Consider the following 18,253-nt stretch of genomic DNA (forward strand, 5'->3'; position numbering starts at 1 on the left):
ATCATGGACGTGACTCGGTGTCGACGACCGCAACGTCCACGCCGGTCGGGGCTCGCCCGATGCCGTTGGTCGGGGCCAGATCCTGAGGGCAGGCGGAGAGAACAACGACCACATCGTCCAGCGCGCGTAGCCGCACGCGGTCGCCGGGCGCGGCCCGCGGTGGGTGAATCGACAGCGATCCGTCGCGGCCGATCGGGACCCTCATGAACAGATTGATCGGTTGGGGCAGGAATGGGAGGGCATCGATGGCGGCCGCGGCGAGGGCTTCGAAGTAGTTGTCGCGGCAATTGTCGTGGTAGCCCTCAACGCCCAGTTGCCGATACCGGGCCAGATCGCAACTCGGGATCAGCAGATCGTGATCGCCAGGGCTGGTGTCCTCGACCAGGCGCAACATCGGGCGCCGCGTGTTGTCGAGCAGGTCGTCGCCGAGCCGGAGCCCCAGGCGACCCGTCGACATCCAGGTGTGTGGCGCCGACGTGAACCGCCGGGAATCGCTGGCGGCGAGCGCCCAGGCGTCGACAACCTGCTCACCACTGGTGTTCGTGATCACCAACTCCTGGCCGGCCGCGAGTGGAATTGCCGTCCCCGAGCGGGCCGCAAGTCGAGTCATGATGCTCGCCTCCCCAATCGTTTGGGTAAGAACGTACCCAAACGGTTGGGTAGAGTCAATGGCATGCGATCATTCGGCTCGGACGTCATTGTGGGCGGAGCTCCGTGACGAAGCAGAAGGCTCCGACGCTGCAGACGGTCGCGGCGGCCGTCGGGGTCGATGTGTCCACGGTTTCGCGAGTGCTGAACAGCGCTCCTGAGCATCGGGAGAGGTGGGCGAGTCCGGCGACGGTCAAGCGAATCCTGGACCGTGCCGCTGCCCTGGGCTATCGACGCAATCCTCACGCAGCGAGCCTGCGTACTTCGCGGTCTCAGCACGTCGGTGTCCTCGTTCCACGGCTACAGGACTTCGTGCTGGCAACGATCTTCGAAGGGATCGACGCGGCCGCGTTCGAACACGGCTATGCCGCGTTCGTGACGAACTCCCTCGACGACCCCGGTCAGCGAGAGTCAAGGGTGCGAAAGTTCCTGGACCGACGGGTGGACGGAATCATCTTCGCCGACGCTCGCGCCGACGACCCATTGCTGGAGAAGCTGGCGGCAGAGGGTGTCTCGTTCGTGCTCACGTCGCGCACGTCGGGGAACTTTGTCGGAGCGTTCGCAGACGACCGGCACGGGGGTCGACTGGTGGCGCGCCACCTGGCCGAGTCCGGATTCCGCGACATCGCTGTGATCGCGGGCCCCGACTACGCCTCGACGGCCAACCTGAGGATTGCGGGACTGCGTGGCGGGCTCGAGGAGGCCGGGTTGGACCTGGATCCGAGTCGAGTTGTCCGCACCGGATTCGACGCCGCGGCCGGACGGCAAGGCGTCGAGCAACTGCTCGACACTGGCTCGACACCGGACGCCATATTCGCGACCAACGACTTCGCGGCGATAGGAGCGATCGGCGGATTGCGAGAGCGCGGTCTCCGCGTACCCGATGATGTCGCCGTCGTCGGCTACAACGACACGCCACTGGCCGCGAGTCTGTCGGTGCCCCTGACGACTATCCGCTCGCCGATGGTCGAGATCGGCAAGTCGGCATTCGCGCTTCTGGAGGACGTGCTCGGCGGTGCGAAGCCGGAATCGGTGGCGCTGGAGCCGAGTCTCATCGTGCGGCAGTCGACCTCGACTGCCCGCACAAGGCGTCAGTGACAGATCTGCTCGCCCCCTAATTGGGGCATCTCGCCGCGGAGTAACGTCGCGGGCATGGACTTCCGCTACCTCGGCAACAGTGGCCTGAAGATCAGCGAGATCACGTTCGGCAACTGGCTCACCCACGGCTCCCAGGTGGAGAAGGACGCGGCGATCGCCTCCGTGCGCGCGGCGCTCGACGCCGGGATCACCAGCTTCGACACCGCCGACACCTACGCCAACACCGCGGCCGAGGCGGTCCTCGGCGACGCGCTGAAGGACGAGCGGCGCGAGTCGCTGGAGATCTTCACCAAGGTGTACTTCCCGACCGGCCCGATGGGTCCCAACGACACCGGCCTGTCCCGCAAGCACATCATGGAGTCCCTGCACGCATCGCTGAAGCGGCTGCAGACCGACTACGTCGACCTCTACCAGGCACACCGGTTCGATCATGAGACGCCGCTGGAGGAGACGATGGTCGCCTTCGCCGACCTCGTGCACTCGGGCAAGGTGCTCTACATCGGCGTCTCCGAGTGGACCGCCGACCAGCTCCGCCGCGGGCACGCGCTCGCCAAGGAGCTGAAGATCCAGTTGATCTCCAACCAGCCGCAGTACTCCGCGCTGTGGCGGGTGATCGAGGACGAGGTGGTGCCGACCAGCGAGGAGCTCGGCATCTCCCAGATCGTCTGGTCGCCGGTCGCCCAGGGCGTACTCACCGGCAAGTACGCGCCGGGCGAGCAGCCGCCCGAGGGCTCCCGCGCGACCGACACCAAGGGCGGCGCGGACATGATCAAGTCCTGGTTGTCCAAGGACGAGGTGCTGCGGCGGGTCCAGGACCTGCGCCCGATCGCCGACGAACTCGGCCTCACCATGGCCCAGCTCGCCATCGCCTGGGTACTGCAGAACAAGAACGTGGCCGCCGCCATCGTCGGCGCGTCGCGGCCCGAGCAGGTCACCGACAATGTCAAGGCCGCCGGCGTCGAGATCCCTGCGGAGCTGATGGGCCGGATCGACGACGCCCTGGGCGATGTCGTGGAGCGCGACCCCGCGAACACCGCCAAGTCCTCCTCGAAGACTCGGCTGACCTAGCACCCCACGGCCGGCTCACCCGAGGTCCCCAACGGGTCGCGGGCGATGTCTGCGTACGGCCGGCCGGTTTCGCGCGCGAGCGCCCGGAGCAGCCCGTCCCGGGTCGCATAGCCGGCCGCCCGTGCGGCGCGGGCCGGGGGCGCGCCGCCGGCGAGCTCGGCCAGGGCGAGATTCAACCGGGCGCGGGTACGCCAGCGCGCGAACGCCTGCCCGGTCTCGTCCCCGAACCATCGCTGGATCTGCCGCACGCTGCTCAGATGCCGCTCGGCGAGCTCCGGAAGAGTCGCGCCCAGCGTCCAGCGATCGCCGGCCAGCAGCCGGTCCGCGATCTCCCGGGCGACCGGGTGGCTCGGTCGCTCGAGTGAGAACCGGGGCCGGTCGATCCCGGCCAGGAGCCTGTCGATGGCCTCGCGGAAGGGAACGATCTCCGTGGCCCGCGGGCTTGCCGCCACCGCCGTCAGCATCAGTTCCGCGAGCTCGGGCCGGTGCCCCAGCGCGCGGACCCGCCGGGGCGGCTCGCGGGTGATCATCGGCCCGAAGACGATCGCTCCCGGCGTCGTCTGCACGGAGTGCGGTACGCCGGTCGCCAGCCACAGCGTCTCCCCGGCCGCCAGCGCGTGGCGCTGCCCGTCGGCGACCACCTCCGCGGCGCCACGGACCAGGTGCACCAGATGGGGACTGTCGTGGTGGTGCGTGGCATGCCCGAGAAAACGAACGGCCGTGCGCGGCACCGCGGCCGCGAGCGGCGTGGTCATCTGCTCCCCTTTCACCGGTGATGGCAGCTCCGTCGCCGGAGACGGCAGCTTCGGCGGCGTACCGGTCACGAAACGAGGTTAGGTTAACCTAACCGTCCGATCGAAGAGGTGTCGATGTCCAGCATGACCAGCGCCGCCCGGCGCTCCTTCTCCGCCCGCGGTGCGGCGACCGCATTCGCTGCCGCCCTGCTGGCCCTGGCGACCGCCTGTGGCGTCGCGCCGGCCGCGCCGCTCGCGCCCGGGACGGACGCGACCCGCACCGTCGCGACGATCAAGGGCGAGGTGCAGGTTCCGGTGCGGCCGCAGCGCATCGTCGTGCTGAACCATGCGCTGGCCGGCTACCTGTTCCAGCTCGATCAGCCGGTCGCCGCGGTCGTCCCCGAGTTCACCGACACCGAGGGCGTCGCGGCGCCGGCCTGGGCCGACCAAGCCGCGGCCGCCGGAACGGTCTTCCTGCCCTGGCCGGCCGATGGCTTCAACCTGGAGGCGATCGCCGCCCAACGGCCCGACCTGATCATCGCCGGCGGCCTCGGCTTCCCGTTCGCGCAGGCCGAGCAGGTCTATGACCAACTCTCCGCGATCGCGCCCACCGTCCTGGTACCGAAGACTCTGCAGACCTGGCAGGAGCAGCTGAGCTTCCTGGCCGGCGACGTCTTCGCTGCCCCGCAGCGCTACGACGAACTGCGGGCCGCCTATGACGCGCGCGTCGCCGAGGTCGCCGCCGCGATCACGCCGCCGTCGAAACCGTCGACCGTGATCAGCCGCGCCAGCAGCGGCAAGGTCTATGTGCTGATGGACGATGCCGGCCTGATCACCCTGCTGACCGAGCTCGGGTTCGAGCCGGCCCCGCTGGCGCAGCGCAACGGCGCCGTGCCGTACACGCCCGGTGGAGACATGTTCGAGGTCTCGCCGGAGAATGCCGGCGTCGTGCTCGACCCGGCCACGATCTTCGTGGTCCCCTTCGACGACCCGAACCAGACCGTCGCGGCCCTCGCCAAGGATCCGGTGCTCGGCCGGCTGCCCGCGTTCCGCAACGGCTCCGCCTTCGACCTGCCGCAGAGCGCGCTGCGCGCCGACTACGACGACACGATGGAGTTGATCGACACCATCGAACAGCGGTTCGGCTGACCCGGTCCGGCCGACCCGGCGGGCCGAAACCCGCCCACGGGCGCTGCACAGCGCTTGATCGGCTCGTAGTCTGGCTGGCATGTGGTCGCAGCGCGAGGTGTTAGACTTCTCGCTGCAGCGCCGCCGGATTCTGGCCGCGCTGCGGCAGTCCCGGGGTACGCACAGCCGGGCGGAGGCCTGCGATGCCGACCCCATGCTGATCCGGGCTGCGCTGCACCACGGCGAGTCGGCCGGGCAGGCCTGCCCCGTGTGCGCGGCTGGCACCATGGCGGTGCTGCACTACGTGTTCGGGTCGCAGCTCGGGCAGTACTCCGGCCGCATCAAGGCACGCGCCGAGCTGGAGCCGATGGCTCACGAGTTCGGCGAGTTCAAGGTGTGCGCGGTGGAGGTCTGCACGGACTGCGGGTGGAACTTCATGACGAGTTCGTGGCTGATGGGCGACGGCGTGAAACGCCGCCCGCCACGACGACAACCGACAGTTGAGGACATCTATGGCTGAGTCCGGCAAGCGCGCCAATCCCGCGCCCCGTGCGAACGGCTCGCGGACCCCGGCGAAGTCTCCGAAGGGTACGCCGAGCCGCGGCCGACGGCTGCGCCGGGTGCTGGCGGGCGTGACGATCGGCGGGCTGGCGCTGGTGCTGCTCGGCATGGGCGGCATCGCGGCGGCGTACCTGAATACCGAGATCCCCGACCCGAATGCCGACTTCCAGACCAACAACTCCAATGTCTACTTCGCCGACGGCAAGAGCGAGCTCGGCTACTTCCAGGTCCAGAACCGGCAGTCGATCCCGTTCGAGGAGATCCCGCAGTCGATGAAGGACGCCGCGGTCGCGGCGGAGAACTCGACGTTCTGGACCGACCCGGGGATCTCGATCACCGGCATGATCCGCTCGGCCTTCGTGATCGCCACCGGCGGCGACATCCAGGGCGGCTCGACGATCACCCAGCAGTACATCAAGATCCTCTACCTCTCCCCGGAGCGGACCCTGGAACGCAAGTTCACCGAGCTGTTGCTGGCCGCCAAGATCGGCCGCGAGGTGCCCAAGGAGGTCATCCTCGGCAGCTACCTGAACACCATCTACTTCGGCCGGGGCGCCTACGGCGTCCAGGCAGCCGCGAAGGCGTACTTCGATGTCGACGCGAAGGATCTCAGCGTCGAGCAGTCCGCCGTGCTGGCGGCGGTGCTGAACAGCCCCGGTCGCTTCGATCCGGCCGAGGGCGAGAACAACGAGGCGCGGCTGCTGGAGCGGTATCGGTATGTCCTGGGCCAGATGGCCGACAACGGCATGATCACGCCGCAGGACGCCCAGGCGATGGGGCAGCAGCTCCCCGAGTTCCCGAAGATCAAGCAGAGCTCCCGGCTGGCCGGTCCGAACGGGTTCCTGCTCAAGATGGTCGAGGACGAGCTGGCGGCCAAGGGCTTCGACGAGTCGCAGATCCAGGGCGGCGGCCTGCAGATCACCACCACCATCGACAAGGACAGCCAGGCCGCGATGGTCCGGGCCGCGACCGACATCCGGCGCAAGGCGGCCGCGAACAACCCCAAGGATTCCAAGGGCAAGAACCTGCACCCGGCCATGGCGTCGGTGGACACCCGGACCGGCGGTCTGCGGGCCGTCTACGGCGGGCCGGACTATGTCGAGAGTCAGCGCAACTGGGCGACCACCCGCCGCCCGACCGGGTCGACCTTCAAGGCCTTCGCCGTCGCGGCGGCGCTGAAGGACGGTCTGCGGTTGCGCGACTTCTTCGAGGGCAACGCCTACACCCCCGAGGGTGCCGAGAAGCCGGTACGCAACGAGAACGGCTACACCTACGGCTCGGTCAGCATGCTGGAGGCGACGGCGAAGTCGATCAACACCGCCTTCGTCGACATGACCATGCAGATGAACCCGAATGGCCCGCAGAAGGTGATCGATGCCGCCGAGGCGGCCGGCGTACCCAAGGGCGACGGGCCGGACTGGGCGCCGGTGCCGGTGATCTCCCTGGGCATCGCCGAGGTCAGCCCGGTCAACATGGCAGGTGCGTATGCGACCTTCGCCAACGACGGGGTACGCAATGCCCCGCACATCGTGGCCAAGGTGACCGACGCCGACGGCAAGGTGCTGTACGAGAACGCCGACGAGGGCAAGCGGGCTTTCGACGCCGACCTGAACTCCGACGTGACCTACGCGCTGTCCCGCGTCGTCGACGACGGCACCGGCAGCGCCGTGTCCACGATCGACCGACCGGTCGCCGGAAAGACCGGCACCAACGGCGTGCGACGGATGGTCGATGGCCGCGAGAGCAATGATGTGACATCGTCGTGGTTCGTGGGCTACACCAAGCAGATCTCGACCGCGGTGATGTTCGTCGCGGGCGACGACGGCAATGGTGACCTCGACCCGTACGCCAAGCCCGGCAACTCGACCTTCTTCGGTGGCAGCTATCCCGCCGAGGCATGGGGTGACTACATGGCGGTGGCCAGCGAGGGGATGCCCGTCGAGGACTTCCCGGAGCCGGCCTTCGTCGACAAGGAGAAGACCGACGGTACGCCGCCACCGCAGCGGCGTACCCGCGACGACAACGACAACAGCGACCAGCGGTCCCGGCCGCGCGACGACAACTCGGGCGGGGAGTCCTCGACCCCGCAGCCCCGAGACGACGAGTCCGTCCGGCCGCGCGAGGAGCAGACCCCCGACCAGGGCGATGACGGTGGCTCCGATCGCCCGAGCACCCGCCCGACGTCGCGACCGACCGGCGACAGCGGCGGATCGGGCAACGGTGGTGGGTCCGGCAGCGGATCGGGCAGCGGCAGCGGGTCCGGCAACGGCAACGGCGGTGGGTCCGGCAGCGGCAGCGGGTCGGGCAACGGCTCCGACTCCGGTGACGACGACTCGGGCTCCGGCTCGTCGGGCCAGCGCGAACGCAGCGGCCCCAGACCCACGGGGGAGCCTGGGTGAGCCTGCTGCCCCGCCTGCAGGAGCGCGCGACACGACCCGCCGGATTCGTCCGGCGGGTCGTCCGCGGCACGGGCGGGGACACGGGGCGGCACGCCGTCGGCGAGCGGTCCTGGCTGGACCTGCCGGTACTGGCGCTGTTGCTGGCGACCCTGACCTGGCTGGTCACGGTGATCCGGCAGGGCGCGTGCCTGCCCGGCAGCGCCGAGGTGTTCGCGAATCTCTGCTACACCGACATCACCAATACCTACGCCACCAGCGGTCTCGCCGAGGGGCAGGTGCCCTATCTCGGCGCGACCCTCGACCAGCCGGTGCTGACCGGCGCGCTGATCGAGTTCGTGCGCGAGTTGGCGGTGCTGTTGGGGGCGCCCGTCGGTGCCGCCGAGCCCGAGCTCAGCCAGGGCAGCGCGATCTTCTTCGGGGTGAGCGCCGTAGTGCTGTTCCTGTGCTTCCTGCTGGTCGTGTTCGCGACCCTGCGGGCGCAGCGCCGCGGCTGGGATGCGGTGATGGTCGCGGTCTCGCCCGTTGTGGTGATGACCGGCTTGATCAACTGGGACCTCTTCGCCGTCGCCCTGGCCGTCGCCGGGCTCTGGGCGTGGGCGGCCAAGCGCCCGATCGCCGCCGGTGTCTTGCTGGGCCTGGCCACCGGTGCGCGGATCTATCCCGGCTTCTTGTTGATCGCCTTGCTGATCGTCTGCATCCGCGGCCGTCGGGTCTCGGAGTGGCTGAACGCCGCCGGCGGCTTCCTGCTCGCCTGGGCCGCGGTCAATCTGCCGCTGATCATCGCCGCACCGGATGCGTGGCTGGCGTCATGGACCCAGAACACCACGCTCGGTTCGGTGTGGGCCGCGCTGGAACAGTCGGGCCGGACGCTGCCCGAGGTGGACGTCTTGTCGACGGTCCTGTTCGCCGGCGCCGTCGTGCTGATCGCCCTGATCGCATGGACGACGTGGCGGCGCCCGCGGGTGGCGCAGGTGGCGTACCTGATCATGTGGGCGCTGTTCGTCACCAATCAGGACTACCGGCCGCAGTACGGCCTGATCCTTGCCGTGCTGATGGTCTGGGCCCGCCCGAACTGGCGCGACTGGGCGATCTTCGGCGTCGGGCAGGTCTACTACGTGATCGCGGTGTGGATCTACCTCGACGGGTCGCTGTACGCCGCGGACGGGCAGTCCTCACCGGCGTACCAGTTGGCGATCTTGTTCCGGATCACCACGGAGGTCTGGGTCGCGGCGATGATCATCCGCGACATGTACCGGCCGGGCCACGACCCGGTGCGGGTCGGCGGCGTCGACGATCCCGGCGCCGGGGTGCTGGCGGGGACGCGCGATGCCGCCTGGGTGCAACGGTTGCGCGCCCGGACGGTCCCGCTGCCGGTGTTGTGGGGGCGCCTGTGGGACGGCGATGCGAAGCCGGGTACGCCGCCCCTGGCCCCGCTGGGCGTGCCCGGCCGCGGCGTACACGCGATGCGAGTCGTGCTCCCGGCGTGGCTGCTCGGCCGCGGCTCGTTGATCATCGCGCTCGTGGTGACGATGGCGATCACCGGGCAGAGCCTGTGGACCAGCGTCTGGCACTGGGACACCGAGCGGTTCTTCACGATCGCGCAGTACGGCTACGAGCCGCTGGACATGACCTATCGCGCGTTCTATCCGGGGTGGCCGATCGTGCTGGCGATCGGCAACGCCGTGGGCATTCCGCTCGACATCTGGGGCGTGCTGATCGCCACCTTGTGCTCGCTGATCGCGGCGCTCGCGCTGACCCGGATGGGCGGGCGCTGGGCGGCGGTCGGCTGGATCTTCGCGCCGACCGCGGTGTTCACGATGATGCCGTACTCGGAATCGCTGTTCTGCGCGTTCGCGTTCTGGGCCTGGCAGCGCGCCCGGGCCGACAAGTGGTGGCAGGCGGCGGTGCTGGCCGGGCTCGCCTGCACGGTGCGGGTCAGTGGCCTGTTCTTGCTGTTCGGTCTGGTGATCATGGTGCTCACCTGGTCCGGCATCGACTGGCGCGGCCGGTTGCGGCGCGGCCTGTGGCTGGGCGTGACGGCGATCATGCTCGGGGCGTACACGGTCTATCTGTATCTGCTGACCGGGAGCTGGTCCGCCTGGTCGGAGGCCCAGCAGAAGGGCTGGCCGCGCGAGTTCACCATGCCCTGGACATCGATCCTGAACACCTTGCGGGTGGTCGATCCCGGCGGTTCCTATGTCGATCAGCCGTATCTGATGGTGGTCTTCGCCTTCGAGTTCTTGTCCTTCGTCGCCGGCGTCGTGGTGGTCGGCTGGTGCCTGCGGCGCCGGCTGTGGGCCGAGGCGGGCTATATGGCGATCCAGTTGGTCGCATTCTCCACCTCGTACTGGCTGCAGTCGGTGAACCGGGCCATTCTGGTCTGGTTCCCGTTGTGGATCATGCTCGCCCACCTGGCGCTGGACCGGCCGGCCACCGCGCGCGGGGTGGTGCTGCAGCGGGTGTTCCGGATCGGCTGGGCCGTCGTCTCCCCGGCCCTGATGATCTTGTGGGCCTGGATGTACTACTCCGGCCAGTGGGCAAGCTGACGGCCATCGTGTCGTCAGTTATCGCCGCCTGGGGCGGACCTCAGGGGGCGATAGCTCACGAAGGGATTGGGTACGCCTGCCCGATCGGCGCGTGTCGATCGGCGCGGGGGCTCAGCGGGCGCGGGGCGCCATCCGGACGAGCTGGGTGACATGCCCCGGCTCCAGTTCCTCCAGCGACGCGACCCCGAGCAACTGCATGGTCCGCTTCACCTGGGAGGACAAGATCTCGATCATCCGGTCGACGCCCTCGCGACCGCCGGCCATCAGGCCATAGAGGTACGCCCGCCCGACCAGCGTGAACCGCGCGCCGTGCGCGATCGCCGCGACGATGTCGGCGCCGTCGGTGATGCCGGTGTCGATGTGGACCTCGGCGTCCGAGCCGACCTCGCGCACCACATCCGGCAACAGGTGGAACGGCACCGGCGCCCGGTCCAACTGCCGACCGCCGTGATTGGACAACAGCACGGCGTCGGCGCCCATCCCGACCGCATCCCGCGCGTCCTCCACGGACTGGATGCCCTTGATCACGAGCTTGCCCGGCCACAGCGCGCGTACCTCGCGCACCACCTCCGGTGAGATCGTCGGATCGAACATGGTGTTGATCTGCTTGATCACGCCCTCCGGGCCGCCGCTGATCGAGGCGAAGCTCAACGGCTCGGTGGTCAGGAAGTTGATCCACCACTCCGGCCGCCACGCCGCGTCCAGCACGGTCGCCGGCGTCAGGCTCGGCGGCACCGTGAACCCGTTGCGGACATCGCGCATCCGGTTCCCGGCGACCGGCGTGTCCACCGTCACCAGCAAGGTGTCATAGCCCGACGACCAGGCCCGCCGCACCAGCTCCAGCGATGCCTCGCGGTCGTTCCACAGATAGAGCTGGAACCAGCGCCGCGCGCCCGGGGCCGCCTGCGCCACATCCTCGATCGATGTCGTGCCCATCGTCGACAGCGCGAACGGGATGCCCGCCGCCTCGGCCGCGGTCGCGCCCGCGCGTTCTCCCTCGGACTGCATCATCCGGGTGAATCCGGTCGGTGCGATGCCGAACGGCTGGGCGACCCGGGCGCCGAGGACGTCCCAGCCGGTGTCGACCCGGGACACATCGCGCAGCACCCGAGGATGGAACTCCACATCCTTGAACGCCTGCCGCGCGCGCCGCAGCGACAACTCGCCCTCGGCCGCGCCGTCGGTGTAGTCGAACGCCCCGCGCGGGGTGCGTCGCTTCGCGATCCGCCGCAGGTCCGCGATGGTCAGCGCCTTCGCCAGCCGGCGCCGGCGCGGGTTCAACTCCGGGGCGCGGAAGCCCATCAGCGGCCGCAGGTCGGCCAGGCTGGGCAGCCGGCGCTGCATCCGAATCGGCATGAGCGGTCCTCCATTGGTCCGATGTCCTGGCCAGAGTCTAGGCCCGAAGCAGCCCCCGTCAGCGACTGACCAGCAGCGCCCGCAGCAGCGGGCGGAGCAACCGCTCCAGCGCCTGCTTGTCGAACTCGCCGGTCAACAGCCACGTGTCCACGAACTGGTGGTGCACCGTGCCCAGCAGCTCGGCAGCCTCCGCCTCCGGAACCGCCCAGGCCAGCCCCACCCGGTCGACCGCGGCGCGCATCACATCGGCGAAGGCGCCCTTGAGCTCGCGCTCGTGTTCGCGGTAGCGCTGGGTGAACTCGGGGGTACGCGCGGCGTACAGCTCGATCTCGGCCAGGAACAGCGCGCGCGTCCGATCCTGTGGTTGGAGCAGCGCGAACACGTCGGCGGCCTGCTCGGCGACACTGTCCAGGCTGACCGCGGACGCGCCGATCCGGGCGATGGCATCCAGGCTCGTGCCGACCTGGGTCTGCACCAGCCCCCGGAGCAGTTCCAGGCACAGGTCGTCCTTGGAGCCGTAGTTGGAGTAGAACGCCCCGCGCGTGAAGCCCGCTCGCTCCGAGATCTCCTCGACGCTGCCGGCGAGGATGCCGCGCTCGGCGAAGACCTCCAGCGCAGCCTCGCGCAGCCGCTCGCGGGTCTGCTCGCGGCGCACGCTGATCTGCGACTCGCCGGCCTGCGGCATGGAACTCCTCCGGGCTGTGGGGCAGGGGTTGGGTCGGGCAGACTCGTCCGATACAGTTCCGTATCGGATACAGCCTCGTATCCGGAACTCTATCCCGACTTCCTACCCACCGCCAAGGATTGCGATGTCGAGCTATCTGTACGCCCTCGGGCGTTTCTGCTTCCACCGCCGCGGTCGCGTGCTGCTCGGCTGGCTGCTCGCCCTGGTCGTCCTCGGCGGTGTCGGCGCGGCCGTGATGCGGCCGTTCGACAACGAGTTCCGGATCCCCGGCGCCGAGTCGATGGCGGCCCTCGATCAGCTCAAGATGACCTTTCCCGAGGTCTCCGGCACCTCGGCCACCTTGGTCGTGGTCGCCGCGCCCGGCGCCGACATCCGCGACCGGGTCTACCGCGACGCGATCGGCGACTACCGCGAGTCGGTCGAGGACCTCGACTTCGTCGACAGCGTCACCGACCCCTATGACGACGACATCGAGGGTCTGATCAGCTCCGACGGCCGGGCCGCGATCGTTCGCGCGCAGATGCCGATCGAGGCCGAGGAGTTCACCGACGAGCAGGACACCGCGCTGCAGCGCGCGCTGGGCACGGTCCGCGCCGACCTGCCCGACGGTGCCCGGGCCGAGCTCGGCGGCGAGGTCTATTCGACCGAGCTGCCCCGCCTCAGCGTGGTCGAGCTGATCGGCCTCGCTGTGGCACTCGTCGTCCTCGCGCTCACCCTGGGCTCGCTGATCGCGGCCGGCGTACCCCTGATCACCGCGGTGCTCGGCGTGGCGATCTCGATGACGCTGTTGCTGGTGCTGACCGCGTTGACCCAGGTCAATTCCTCCACCCCGATGCTCGCGGTGATGCTCGGGCTCGCCGTCGGCATCGACTATGCGCTGTTCATCCTGTCCCGGCACCGTGATCAACTTGCCCGCGGGATGGACCTGGAGGAATCGGTCTCCCGCGCCGTCGCGACCGCCGGCTCGGCGGTGGTCTTCGCCGGGCTGACCGTCGTCATCGCGCTCTGCGGGCTGGCCGTGGCCAACCTGCCCTTCCTCACCGTGATGGGTGGCTTCGCCGCCGCCGCGGTGGTCGTCGCCGTGCTGATCGCGCTCACCCTGCTGCCCGCCCTGATGGGCTTCCTCGGCGAGCGGATGCGGCCGCGCTCCGGGCGCAGCCGGCGGGCCGCAGGCGAGCCCGCGACCAACGGCGCACCCGCCACCAACGGCGCGCCCGCGACCACGGACGCGGCCGCCGACCATGGCGACGAGGCGCCGCGCGGATTCTTCCGCGGCTGGGTACGCCTGGTCACGAAGGTCCCCGTGCTGACCATCGCGCTGGTGGTGCTCGTTCTCGGCGCGTTGTCCCTGCCGGCCGGGAACCTGCAGCTCGCCCTGCCCGACTCCGGGCAGAAGAACTCCGACGCGCCCGACAAGATCACCTATGACCTGATCACCGAACACTTCGGCGTCGGCTACAACGGCCCGCTGATCGTCACCGCGGAGATCATCGGCAGCAATGACCCGGTCGCGCTGATGGACGACCTGAAGGCCGACATCGAGAAGGTGCCCGGGGTCGCCAGCGTGCCGCTGTCCACGCCGAACCGCAATGCCGACACCGGCTTCATCCAGATCATCCCGACGACCGCGCCGTCCGATCCGGCGACCGCGGACCTGGTCCAGCGGCTGCGTGGCCAGGAGGGACGCTGGCTCGCCGAGTACGACGTGCAGACCGCCGTCACCGGCACCACCGCCGCCCAGATCGACGTCACCGAGCGCCTCGGCGCCGCCATGGTGCCGTTCGGGATCTTCGTCGTCGGGCTCTCGCTGATCTTGCTGACCATGGTCTTCCGGTCGATCGTGGTGCCGATCAAGGCAGCCGCCGGATTCCTGCTCAGCGTCGGCGCGGCGCTGGGCGCGACCACCCTGGTCTTCAACGAGGGTCACCTGCGTCAGCTCGCCAATCTCGAACAACCCGGCCCGGTGATCTCGTTCTTCCCGATCATGTTGATGGGCATCCTGTTCGGCCTGGCGATGGACTATGAGGTCTTCCTGGTCTCGCGGATGCGGGAGGAGTACGCCCACGGCCGCAGTGCTCGCGGAGCGATCGAACGCGGCTTCGTCGGCTCCGCCCGGGTGGTGGTCGCCGCGGCGTTGATCATGTTCTTCGTCTTCGCCTTCTTCGTCCCCGAGGGCGACGGGGCGATCAAGGCGATCGCCTTCGGCCTGGCGGTCGGCATCTTCGCCGATGCCTTCCTGGTCCGGATGGTGCTGGTTCCCGCGGTGATGGCGCTGCTCGGCGACCGCGCCTGGTGGCTGCCCCGCTGGTTGGACAAGCTGCTGCCCTCCCTCGACGTCGAGGGCGAACGGGTCGGCGAGGTGCTGCGGCATGCGGACTGGCCGGCCAACCCGAATCCGTGGGCCGCCTACGCCGAGAACTTCACCGTCGGAGCGCGCGGCGAGTTGCTGGCGCCGCCCGTCGATCTGCGGATCCGGCCCGGCGAGGTGCTCGTGGTGGAGGGCGAACCGTCCGCGCGTACCCCGCTGTTGCTTGCGCTGTCCGGGCGGATGGAGCCGGTGGACGGCCGCGCCCGGGTGGCCGGCGGTCTGCTGCCCGGCGAGGCGGGGAAGGTGCGCCGGCGTACCGAACTGATCGACGCCGTGCACGACGACTCGGTGGCGCGCGCCCTGGACCGGGCGGCGCGCGGCGACGCCGGCGTGATCATCGTCGACGGTGCCGATGCGTTGCACAGCCACGACGAGCGGACTCGGCTCGCCGGGCTGGTACGCCGGATGGGCGCGGGGCCGGAACCGGCCGGCGCGCTGATCCTCGGCGCGGCGGACGCGGCGCTGCTCGACGACCTGCTGCCCGGCGGCTACCACCTGCTGACACTCGGCCCGGCCCGGCCGGACCGACTCGACCGCGAACCGGTGTTGGCCGGGGAAGGAGCACTGCGATGAGCCTCGACCTGGAGCGTCCCCGCACCCGGCCGGCCGGCTGGTTCACCCTGCTCGGGGTGCTGCTGATCCCGGTGATCGTCGCGGGCGGCTTCCTCGCCGCGACCTGGCAGGCGACCGATCGCCTGAGCCGGGTCCAGGCCGCGGTGGTCAACCTCGACGACGGCACCCGGATCAACGGCCAGTTCGTCCCGCTCGGGCGCCAGCTCGCGGCCGGGCTGGTCACCGAACAGGACGAGAACTTCACCTGGGTGCTCGCCGATCAGGAGAATGCCGACGCGGGCCTCGCCACCGGCCGCTTCGTCGCGGTGGTCACCATCCCGAAGAACTTCTCCGAGAACGCGACGAGCTTCTCCGACGCCGACAAGGCGCGCAAGGCCGTGATCGACGTGCAGACCTCCCGGACCACCGGGGTCGCGGATTCGGCCATCGGTCAACAGATCGCCGACGTCGCCGCCAACCGGGCCGGCCGCGAGCTGACCGAGAACTACCTTGATCAGATCTATCTGGGGTTCAACGAGTCGGGCAAGCAGTTCCGCCGGGTGGCCGACGGGGCGAGCGACCTGTCCGACGGTGCGGGCGAGCTGAACACCGGCGTGGGCCGGGCCCGCGACGGTATCGACGAGCTCGCCGACGGCATGGGTCAACTGTCGACCGGCGGTGATCAACTGGTCGCCGGCAGTGATCAACTCGCGGCGGGTACGCGGCAGCTCGCCGGCGGCCTCGACCGGGCCGCTGACGGGACCGCCGAGCTGCCCGGCCAGACCGGCCAGCTCGCCGACGGCGCCGGTCAGCTCGCCGGCGGCCTGCGCCAGGTCGCCCCCGGCGCCCGGCAGCTCGCCGATGGCAGCAGCCAGCTCGCCGACGGGCTCGGCCGGCTGGCTCCCGGGGCCCGACAGGTGGCCGACGGTGCCGCCCCGGTGGCCGACGGCCTCGAATCCTCCGCCGCCGGTGCTCGCCGGCTGGCCGAGGGGACCGGACCGCTGGCCGACGGGCTGACCCGGTCCGCCGACGGGTCCCGGCAGTTGGCGAACGGCACCACCGAGCTCGCCGGCGGCCTGGATCGGCTCACCGCCGCGACCGCCGAGCTGCCGGCCGGGGCCGACCGGCTGGTCGCCGGCGCCGGCGAGTTGAGCGAATCGGCGCCACGGCTGCGCGAGGGCGCCGACGCGCTCGCCCCGGGCGCCCGGCGCGTCGCCGACGGGGTTGCGGAGTACACGTCCGGGGCCGACCGGCTGAACCGCGAAGGGATCGCGCCGCTGACCGAGGCGATCGGTGGCATCGAGGCCCCCGATGCGGATCGGATCGCCGCGCTGCGCGACGGGTCCGGCCAGGTCGCCGAGGGCGCGGCGGGCCTGGACGCGGGGCTCACGGCGTACCGGCAGTACCTGTCGCGGCTGGCCCAGGACCCGCCCGGGTCCTGCCCGTACGCCGACGAGGAGGGCGGCGACCGGCTCTGCGAGGCGTGGGCGGCCGGCGCCGCCAGCACGGCCGAGGCCGCCGAACAGCGGCTGACCAGCGGAGCGCAGGGGCGACCCGCGCTGACCGCCGCGGCGGGCGAGCTGGCCGAGGGCGCGTCGCGCCTGGACACCGGGGTCGGCGCGACCGCGGACCAGCTCGACGACTTCGCCGGCCGGCTGCCCGAGCTGCGCTCGGCGGCCGCGCGGGTGGGTGAGAGCGCCGACGCGCTGACTGCCGGCTCGGCCGACCTGCGCTCCGGCGCCTCGCAACTCGCCGACGGCGCCGAGCGGCTCGGCCCGGGCGTGCAGGCCTTCGCCGACGGGGCGGTCGGCTTCGCCGATGGTGCGCGGGCGACGGCGGACGGACTGCGCCAGCTCAACCCGGCGCTCGCCGAGGCGGCGTCTGGGGCCCGCGAGCTCGGCACCCGCGGCGGCCAGCTCGCCGATGGGCTGGGCGCGCTGGCGTCCGGCGGACGGCAACTGGACACCGGCGCCGGGCAACTCGCCGACGGCCTGGGCCGGCTCGCGCCCGGCGCCCGGCAGCTCGCCGGTGGGGCCGATCAGGTGGCCGGCGGCGTGGAGCAGTCGGCCGCCGGCGCCGCGCAGCTCGCCCCCGGTGCGCGCCAGCTCGCGGACGGGATGGGCCCGCTGACGCAGGGCGCCGACCAGATCGCCGCCGGCACCAGGCAGCTCGCGGACGGCCTGGCCGCGCTGCCGCCCCAGTTGCGCCAGGCCGCCGACGGGGCGGACCAGCTCGCCGACGGCGCCGAGCAGGCAGCGGCAGGCACGCGTACCTATGTCGACGGGGTACGCCGGGCCGCCGACGGGTCGCGGCAGGCCGCCGACGGCATGGCGCGGTTGCAGGACGGATCGGGCCAGCTCGCGGGCGGAGCGAAGGAGTTGTCCGACGGCCTGGCCGACGGCGTCGACGAGCTGCCCAACTACAGCTCGCAGGACCGGATCGCGCTGAAGACCGCTGCGGCGCAGCCGGTGATCGTTGACGGCACCGATGCGAACCTGCTGCCCGAGTCGACCGCGACCAGCCTGCTGATGGTGCTGGCGCTGTGGCTCGGCGGCCTCGCGACGTTCCTCGCGCTCGCCGCGGTGCCGGCCCGGGCGCTCACCTCGCGCGCGTCGTCGGCCCGGCTCGCGGTCCGGATGCTCGCGCCCGGGGCGGCCGTCATCGCCCTCCAGGCGCTCGCGCTGACCATCGTCGGCCAGGTCGTGCTGAACCTGGCGCTGCCCACCCTGCTCGGGGTGTTCGGCTTCCTCCTGCTCGCCGGGGCATCCTTCCTCGCGGTGAACCAGGCGCTGGTCGCCTGGTTCGGCGGTGCCGGTCGGGTGATCTCGGTGATCATGGTGGTGCTGACGGCTGCCGGCGGCATCCTCTCGGCGGTGCCGGGCTGGTTCGCCGCGCTGCTGCCGCTGTCGCCACTGACCCCCGCGTTGAACGGGGTGCGCGCGGTGATCACCGGTGGGCCCGGGGTCAGCGACGGGGTCATCGGTTGCCTGCTCTGGCTGGTGCTGGCGCTCGCGGCCGGGGTGCTGGCGATCGCCCGTCGCCGGATGGCCGATCCCCGGGCGTACCTGCGTCCGCGGACCGCCTGACGGGTCAGACGATCAGACATGGAA

12 protein-coding genes are annotated in these 18,253 nt (G+C 70.8%); 8 read left to right on the forward strand and 4 right to left on the reverse strand.

Annotated elements, in window-relative coordinates; genetic code table 11:
• Position 1: 1 nt before the first annotated feature.
• A complete protein-coding gene (locus ACXDC7_RS03055) occupies positions 2–610 on the reverse strand; it encodes a DUF1989 domain-containing protein (protein WP_179444879.1) in 609 nt (202 codons plus the stop codon).
• A gap of 104 nt (positions 611–714) precedes the next feature.
• On the opposite strand from ACXDC7_RS03055, the gene ACXDC7_RS03060 reads away from it, so the two are divergent.
• Both ACXDC7_RS03060 and ACXDC7_RS03065 read left to right on the forward strand, forming a co-directional pair.
• Entirely contained in the window at positions 715–1,746 is a 1,032-nt protein-coding gene (locus ACXDC7_RS03060) for a substrate-binding domain-containing protein (protein ID WP_179444878.1), read from the forward strand.
• Positions 1,747–1,800: 54 nt separating this feature from the next.
• Positions 1,801–2,814: an aldo/keto reductase family protein gene (locus ACXDC7_RS03065; RefSeq protein WP_179444877.1), complete on the forward strand. Its 1,014-nt coding sequence runs from the start codon at positions 1,801–1,803 to the stop codon at positions 2,812–2,814.
• Here the strand turns inward: ACXDC7_RS03065 and ACXDC7_RS03070 are convergent.
• Entirely contained in the window at positions 2,811–3,569 is a 759-nt protein-coding gene (locus ACXDC7_RS03070; RefSeq protein WP_459221138.1) for a helix-turn-helix domain-containing protein, read from the reverse strand. The two genes, ACXDC7_RS03065 and ACXDC7_RS03070, sit on opposite strands and share 4 nt — an antisense overlap.
• 114 nt (positions 3,570–3,683) lie before the next feature.
• Here ACXDC7_RS03070 and ACXDC7_RS03075 point away from each other — a divergent pair, with 114 nt between their 5' ends.
• The 4 genes from ACXDC7_RS03075 to ACXDC7_RS03090 all read left to right on the forward strand — a co-directional run bounded on the left by ACXDC7_RS03075 (position 3,684) and on the right by ACXDC7_RS03090 (position 10,182).
• Positions 3,684–4,697, forward strand: coding sequence for an ABC transporter substrate-binding protein (locus tag ACXDC7_RS03075; protein WP_459221139.1), 1,014 nt, complete (start codon positions 3,684–3,686; stop codon positions 4,695–4,697).
• Positions 4,698–4,776: 79 nt separating this feature from the next.
• On the forward strand, positions 4,777–5,196 hold the full coding sequence (locus tag ACXDC7_RS03080) for a DUF5318 family protein (RefSeq protein ID WP_459221140.1): 420 nt from the start codon (positions 4,777–4,779) through the stop codon (positions 5,194–5,196).
• Positions 5,189–7,636, forward strand: a complete 2,448-nt coding sequence (locus tag ACXDC7_RS03085) for a transglycosylase domain-containing protein (RefSeq protein ID WP_459221141.1) — start codon at positions 5,189–5,191, stop codon at positions 7,634–7,636. The genes ACXDC7_RS03080 and ACXDC7_RS03085 overlap by 8 nt, the downstream gene beginning before the upstream one ends.
• Positions 7,633–10,182, forward strand: a complete 2,550-nt coding sequence (locus ACXDC7_RS03090) for a glycosyltransferase 87 family protein (protein WP_459221142.1) — start codon at positions 7,633–7,635, stop codon at positions 10,180–10,182. Before ACXDC7_RS03085 ends, ACXDC7_RS03090 begins: the two co-directional genes overlap by 4 nt.
• A 111-nt stretch (positions 10,183–10,293) precedes the next feature.
• On the opposite strand, the gene ACXDC7_RS03095 is transcribed toward ACXDC7_RS03090, so the two are convergent.
• Together ACXDC7_RS03095 and ACXDC7_RS03100 are read right to left on the reverse strand one after the other, a co-directional pair.
• On the reverse strand, positions 10,294–11,538 hold the full coding sequence (locus ACXDC7_RS03095; protein ID WP_459221143.1) for an alpha-hydroxy acid oxidase: 1,245 nt from the start codon (positions 11,536–11,538) through the stop codon (positions 10,294–10,296).
• A gap of 58 nt (positions 11,539–11,596) precedes the next feature.
• Complete coding sequence (locus ACXDC7_RS03100) at positions 11,597–12,223, reverse strand: TetR/AcrR family transcriptional regulator (RefSeq protein ID WP_179444872.1); 627 nt, start codon at positions 12,221–12,223, stop codon at positions 11,597–11,599.
• A gap of 124 nt (positions 12,224–12,347) precedes the next feature.
• Between ACXDC7_RS03100 and ACXDC7_RS03105 the strand changes: the two genes are divergently transcribed.
• Together ACXDC7_RS03105 and ACXDC7_RS03110 are read left to right on the forward strand one after the other, a co-directional pair.
• Positions 12,348–15,164 (forward strand): MMPL family transporter, encoded by a 2,817-nt coding sequence (locus ACXDC7_RS03105; protein ID WP_459221144.1) that lies wholly within the window; start codon positions 12,348–12,350, stop codon positions 15,162–15,164.
• Positions 15,161–18,229 (forward strand): YhgE/Pip family protein, encoded by a 3,069-nt coding sequence (locus tag ACXDC7_RS03110; RefSeq protein WP_459221145.1) that lies wholly within the window; start codon positions 15,161–15,163, stop codon positions 18,227–18,229. Before ACXDC7_RS03105 ends, ACXDC7_RS03110 begins: the two co-directional genes overlap by 4 nt.
• Positions 18,230–18,253 lie beyond the last annotated feature (24 nt).

It is taken from the genome of Naumannella huperziae (genome assembly GCF_054073625.1).

Bases quoted from the DNA above. Each gene is read 5' to 3' on its own strand.
- ACXDC7_RS03075 (WP_459221139.1), top strand. From the start codon at position 3,684: ATGTCCAGCATGACCAGCGCCGCCCGGCGCTCCTTCTCCGCCCGCGGT.
- ACXDC7_RS03065 (WP_179444877.1), top strand. From the start codon at position 1,801: ATGGACTTCCGCTACCTCGGCAACAGTGGCCTGAAGATCAGCGAGATC.
- ACXDC7_RS03080 (WP_459221140.1), top strand. From the start codon at position 4,777: ATGTGGTCGCAGCGCGAGGTGTTAGACTTCTCGCTGCAGCGCCGCCGG.
- ACXDC7_RS03110 (WP_459221145.1), top strand. From the start codon at position 15,161: ATGAGCCTCGACCTGGAGCGTCCCCGCACCCGGCCGGCCGGCTGGTTC.
- ACXDC7_RS03100 (WP_179444872.1), bottom strand. From the start codon at position 12,223: ATGCCGCAGGCCGGCGAGTCGCAGATCAGCGTGCGCCGCGAGCAGACC.
- ACXDC7_RS03055 (WP_179444879.1), bottom strand. From the start codon at position 610: ATGACTCGACTTGCGGCCCGCTCGGGGACGGCAATTCCACTCGCGGCC.
- ACXDC7_RS03095 (WP_459221143.1), bottom strand. From the start codon at position 11,538: ATGCCGATTCGGATGCAGCGCCGGCTGCCCAGCCTGGCCGACCTGCGG.
- ACXDC7_RS03070 (WP_459221138.1), bottom strand. From the start codon at position 3,569: ATGACCACGCCGCTCGCGGCCGCGGTGCCGCGCACGGCCGTTCGTTTT.
- ACXDC7_RS03105 (WP_459221144.1), top strand. From the start codon at position 12,348: ATGTCGAGCTATCTGTACGCCCTCGGGCGTTTCTGCTTCCACCGCCGC.
- ACXDC7_RS03085 (WP_459221141.1), top strand. From the start codon at position 5,189: ATGGCTGAGTCCGGCAAGCGCGCCAATCCCGCGCCCCGTGCGAACGGC.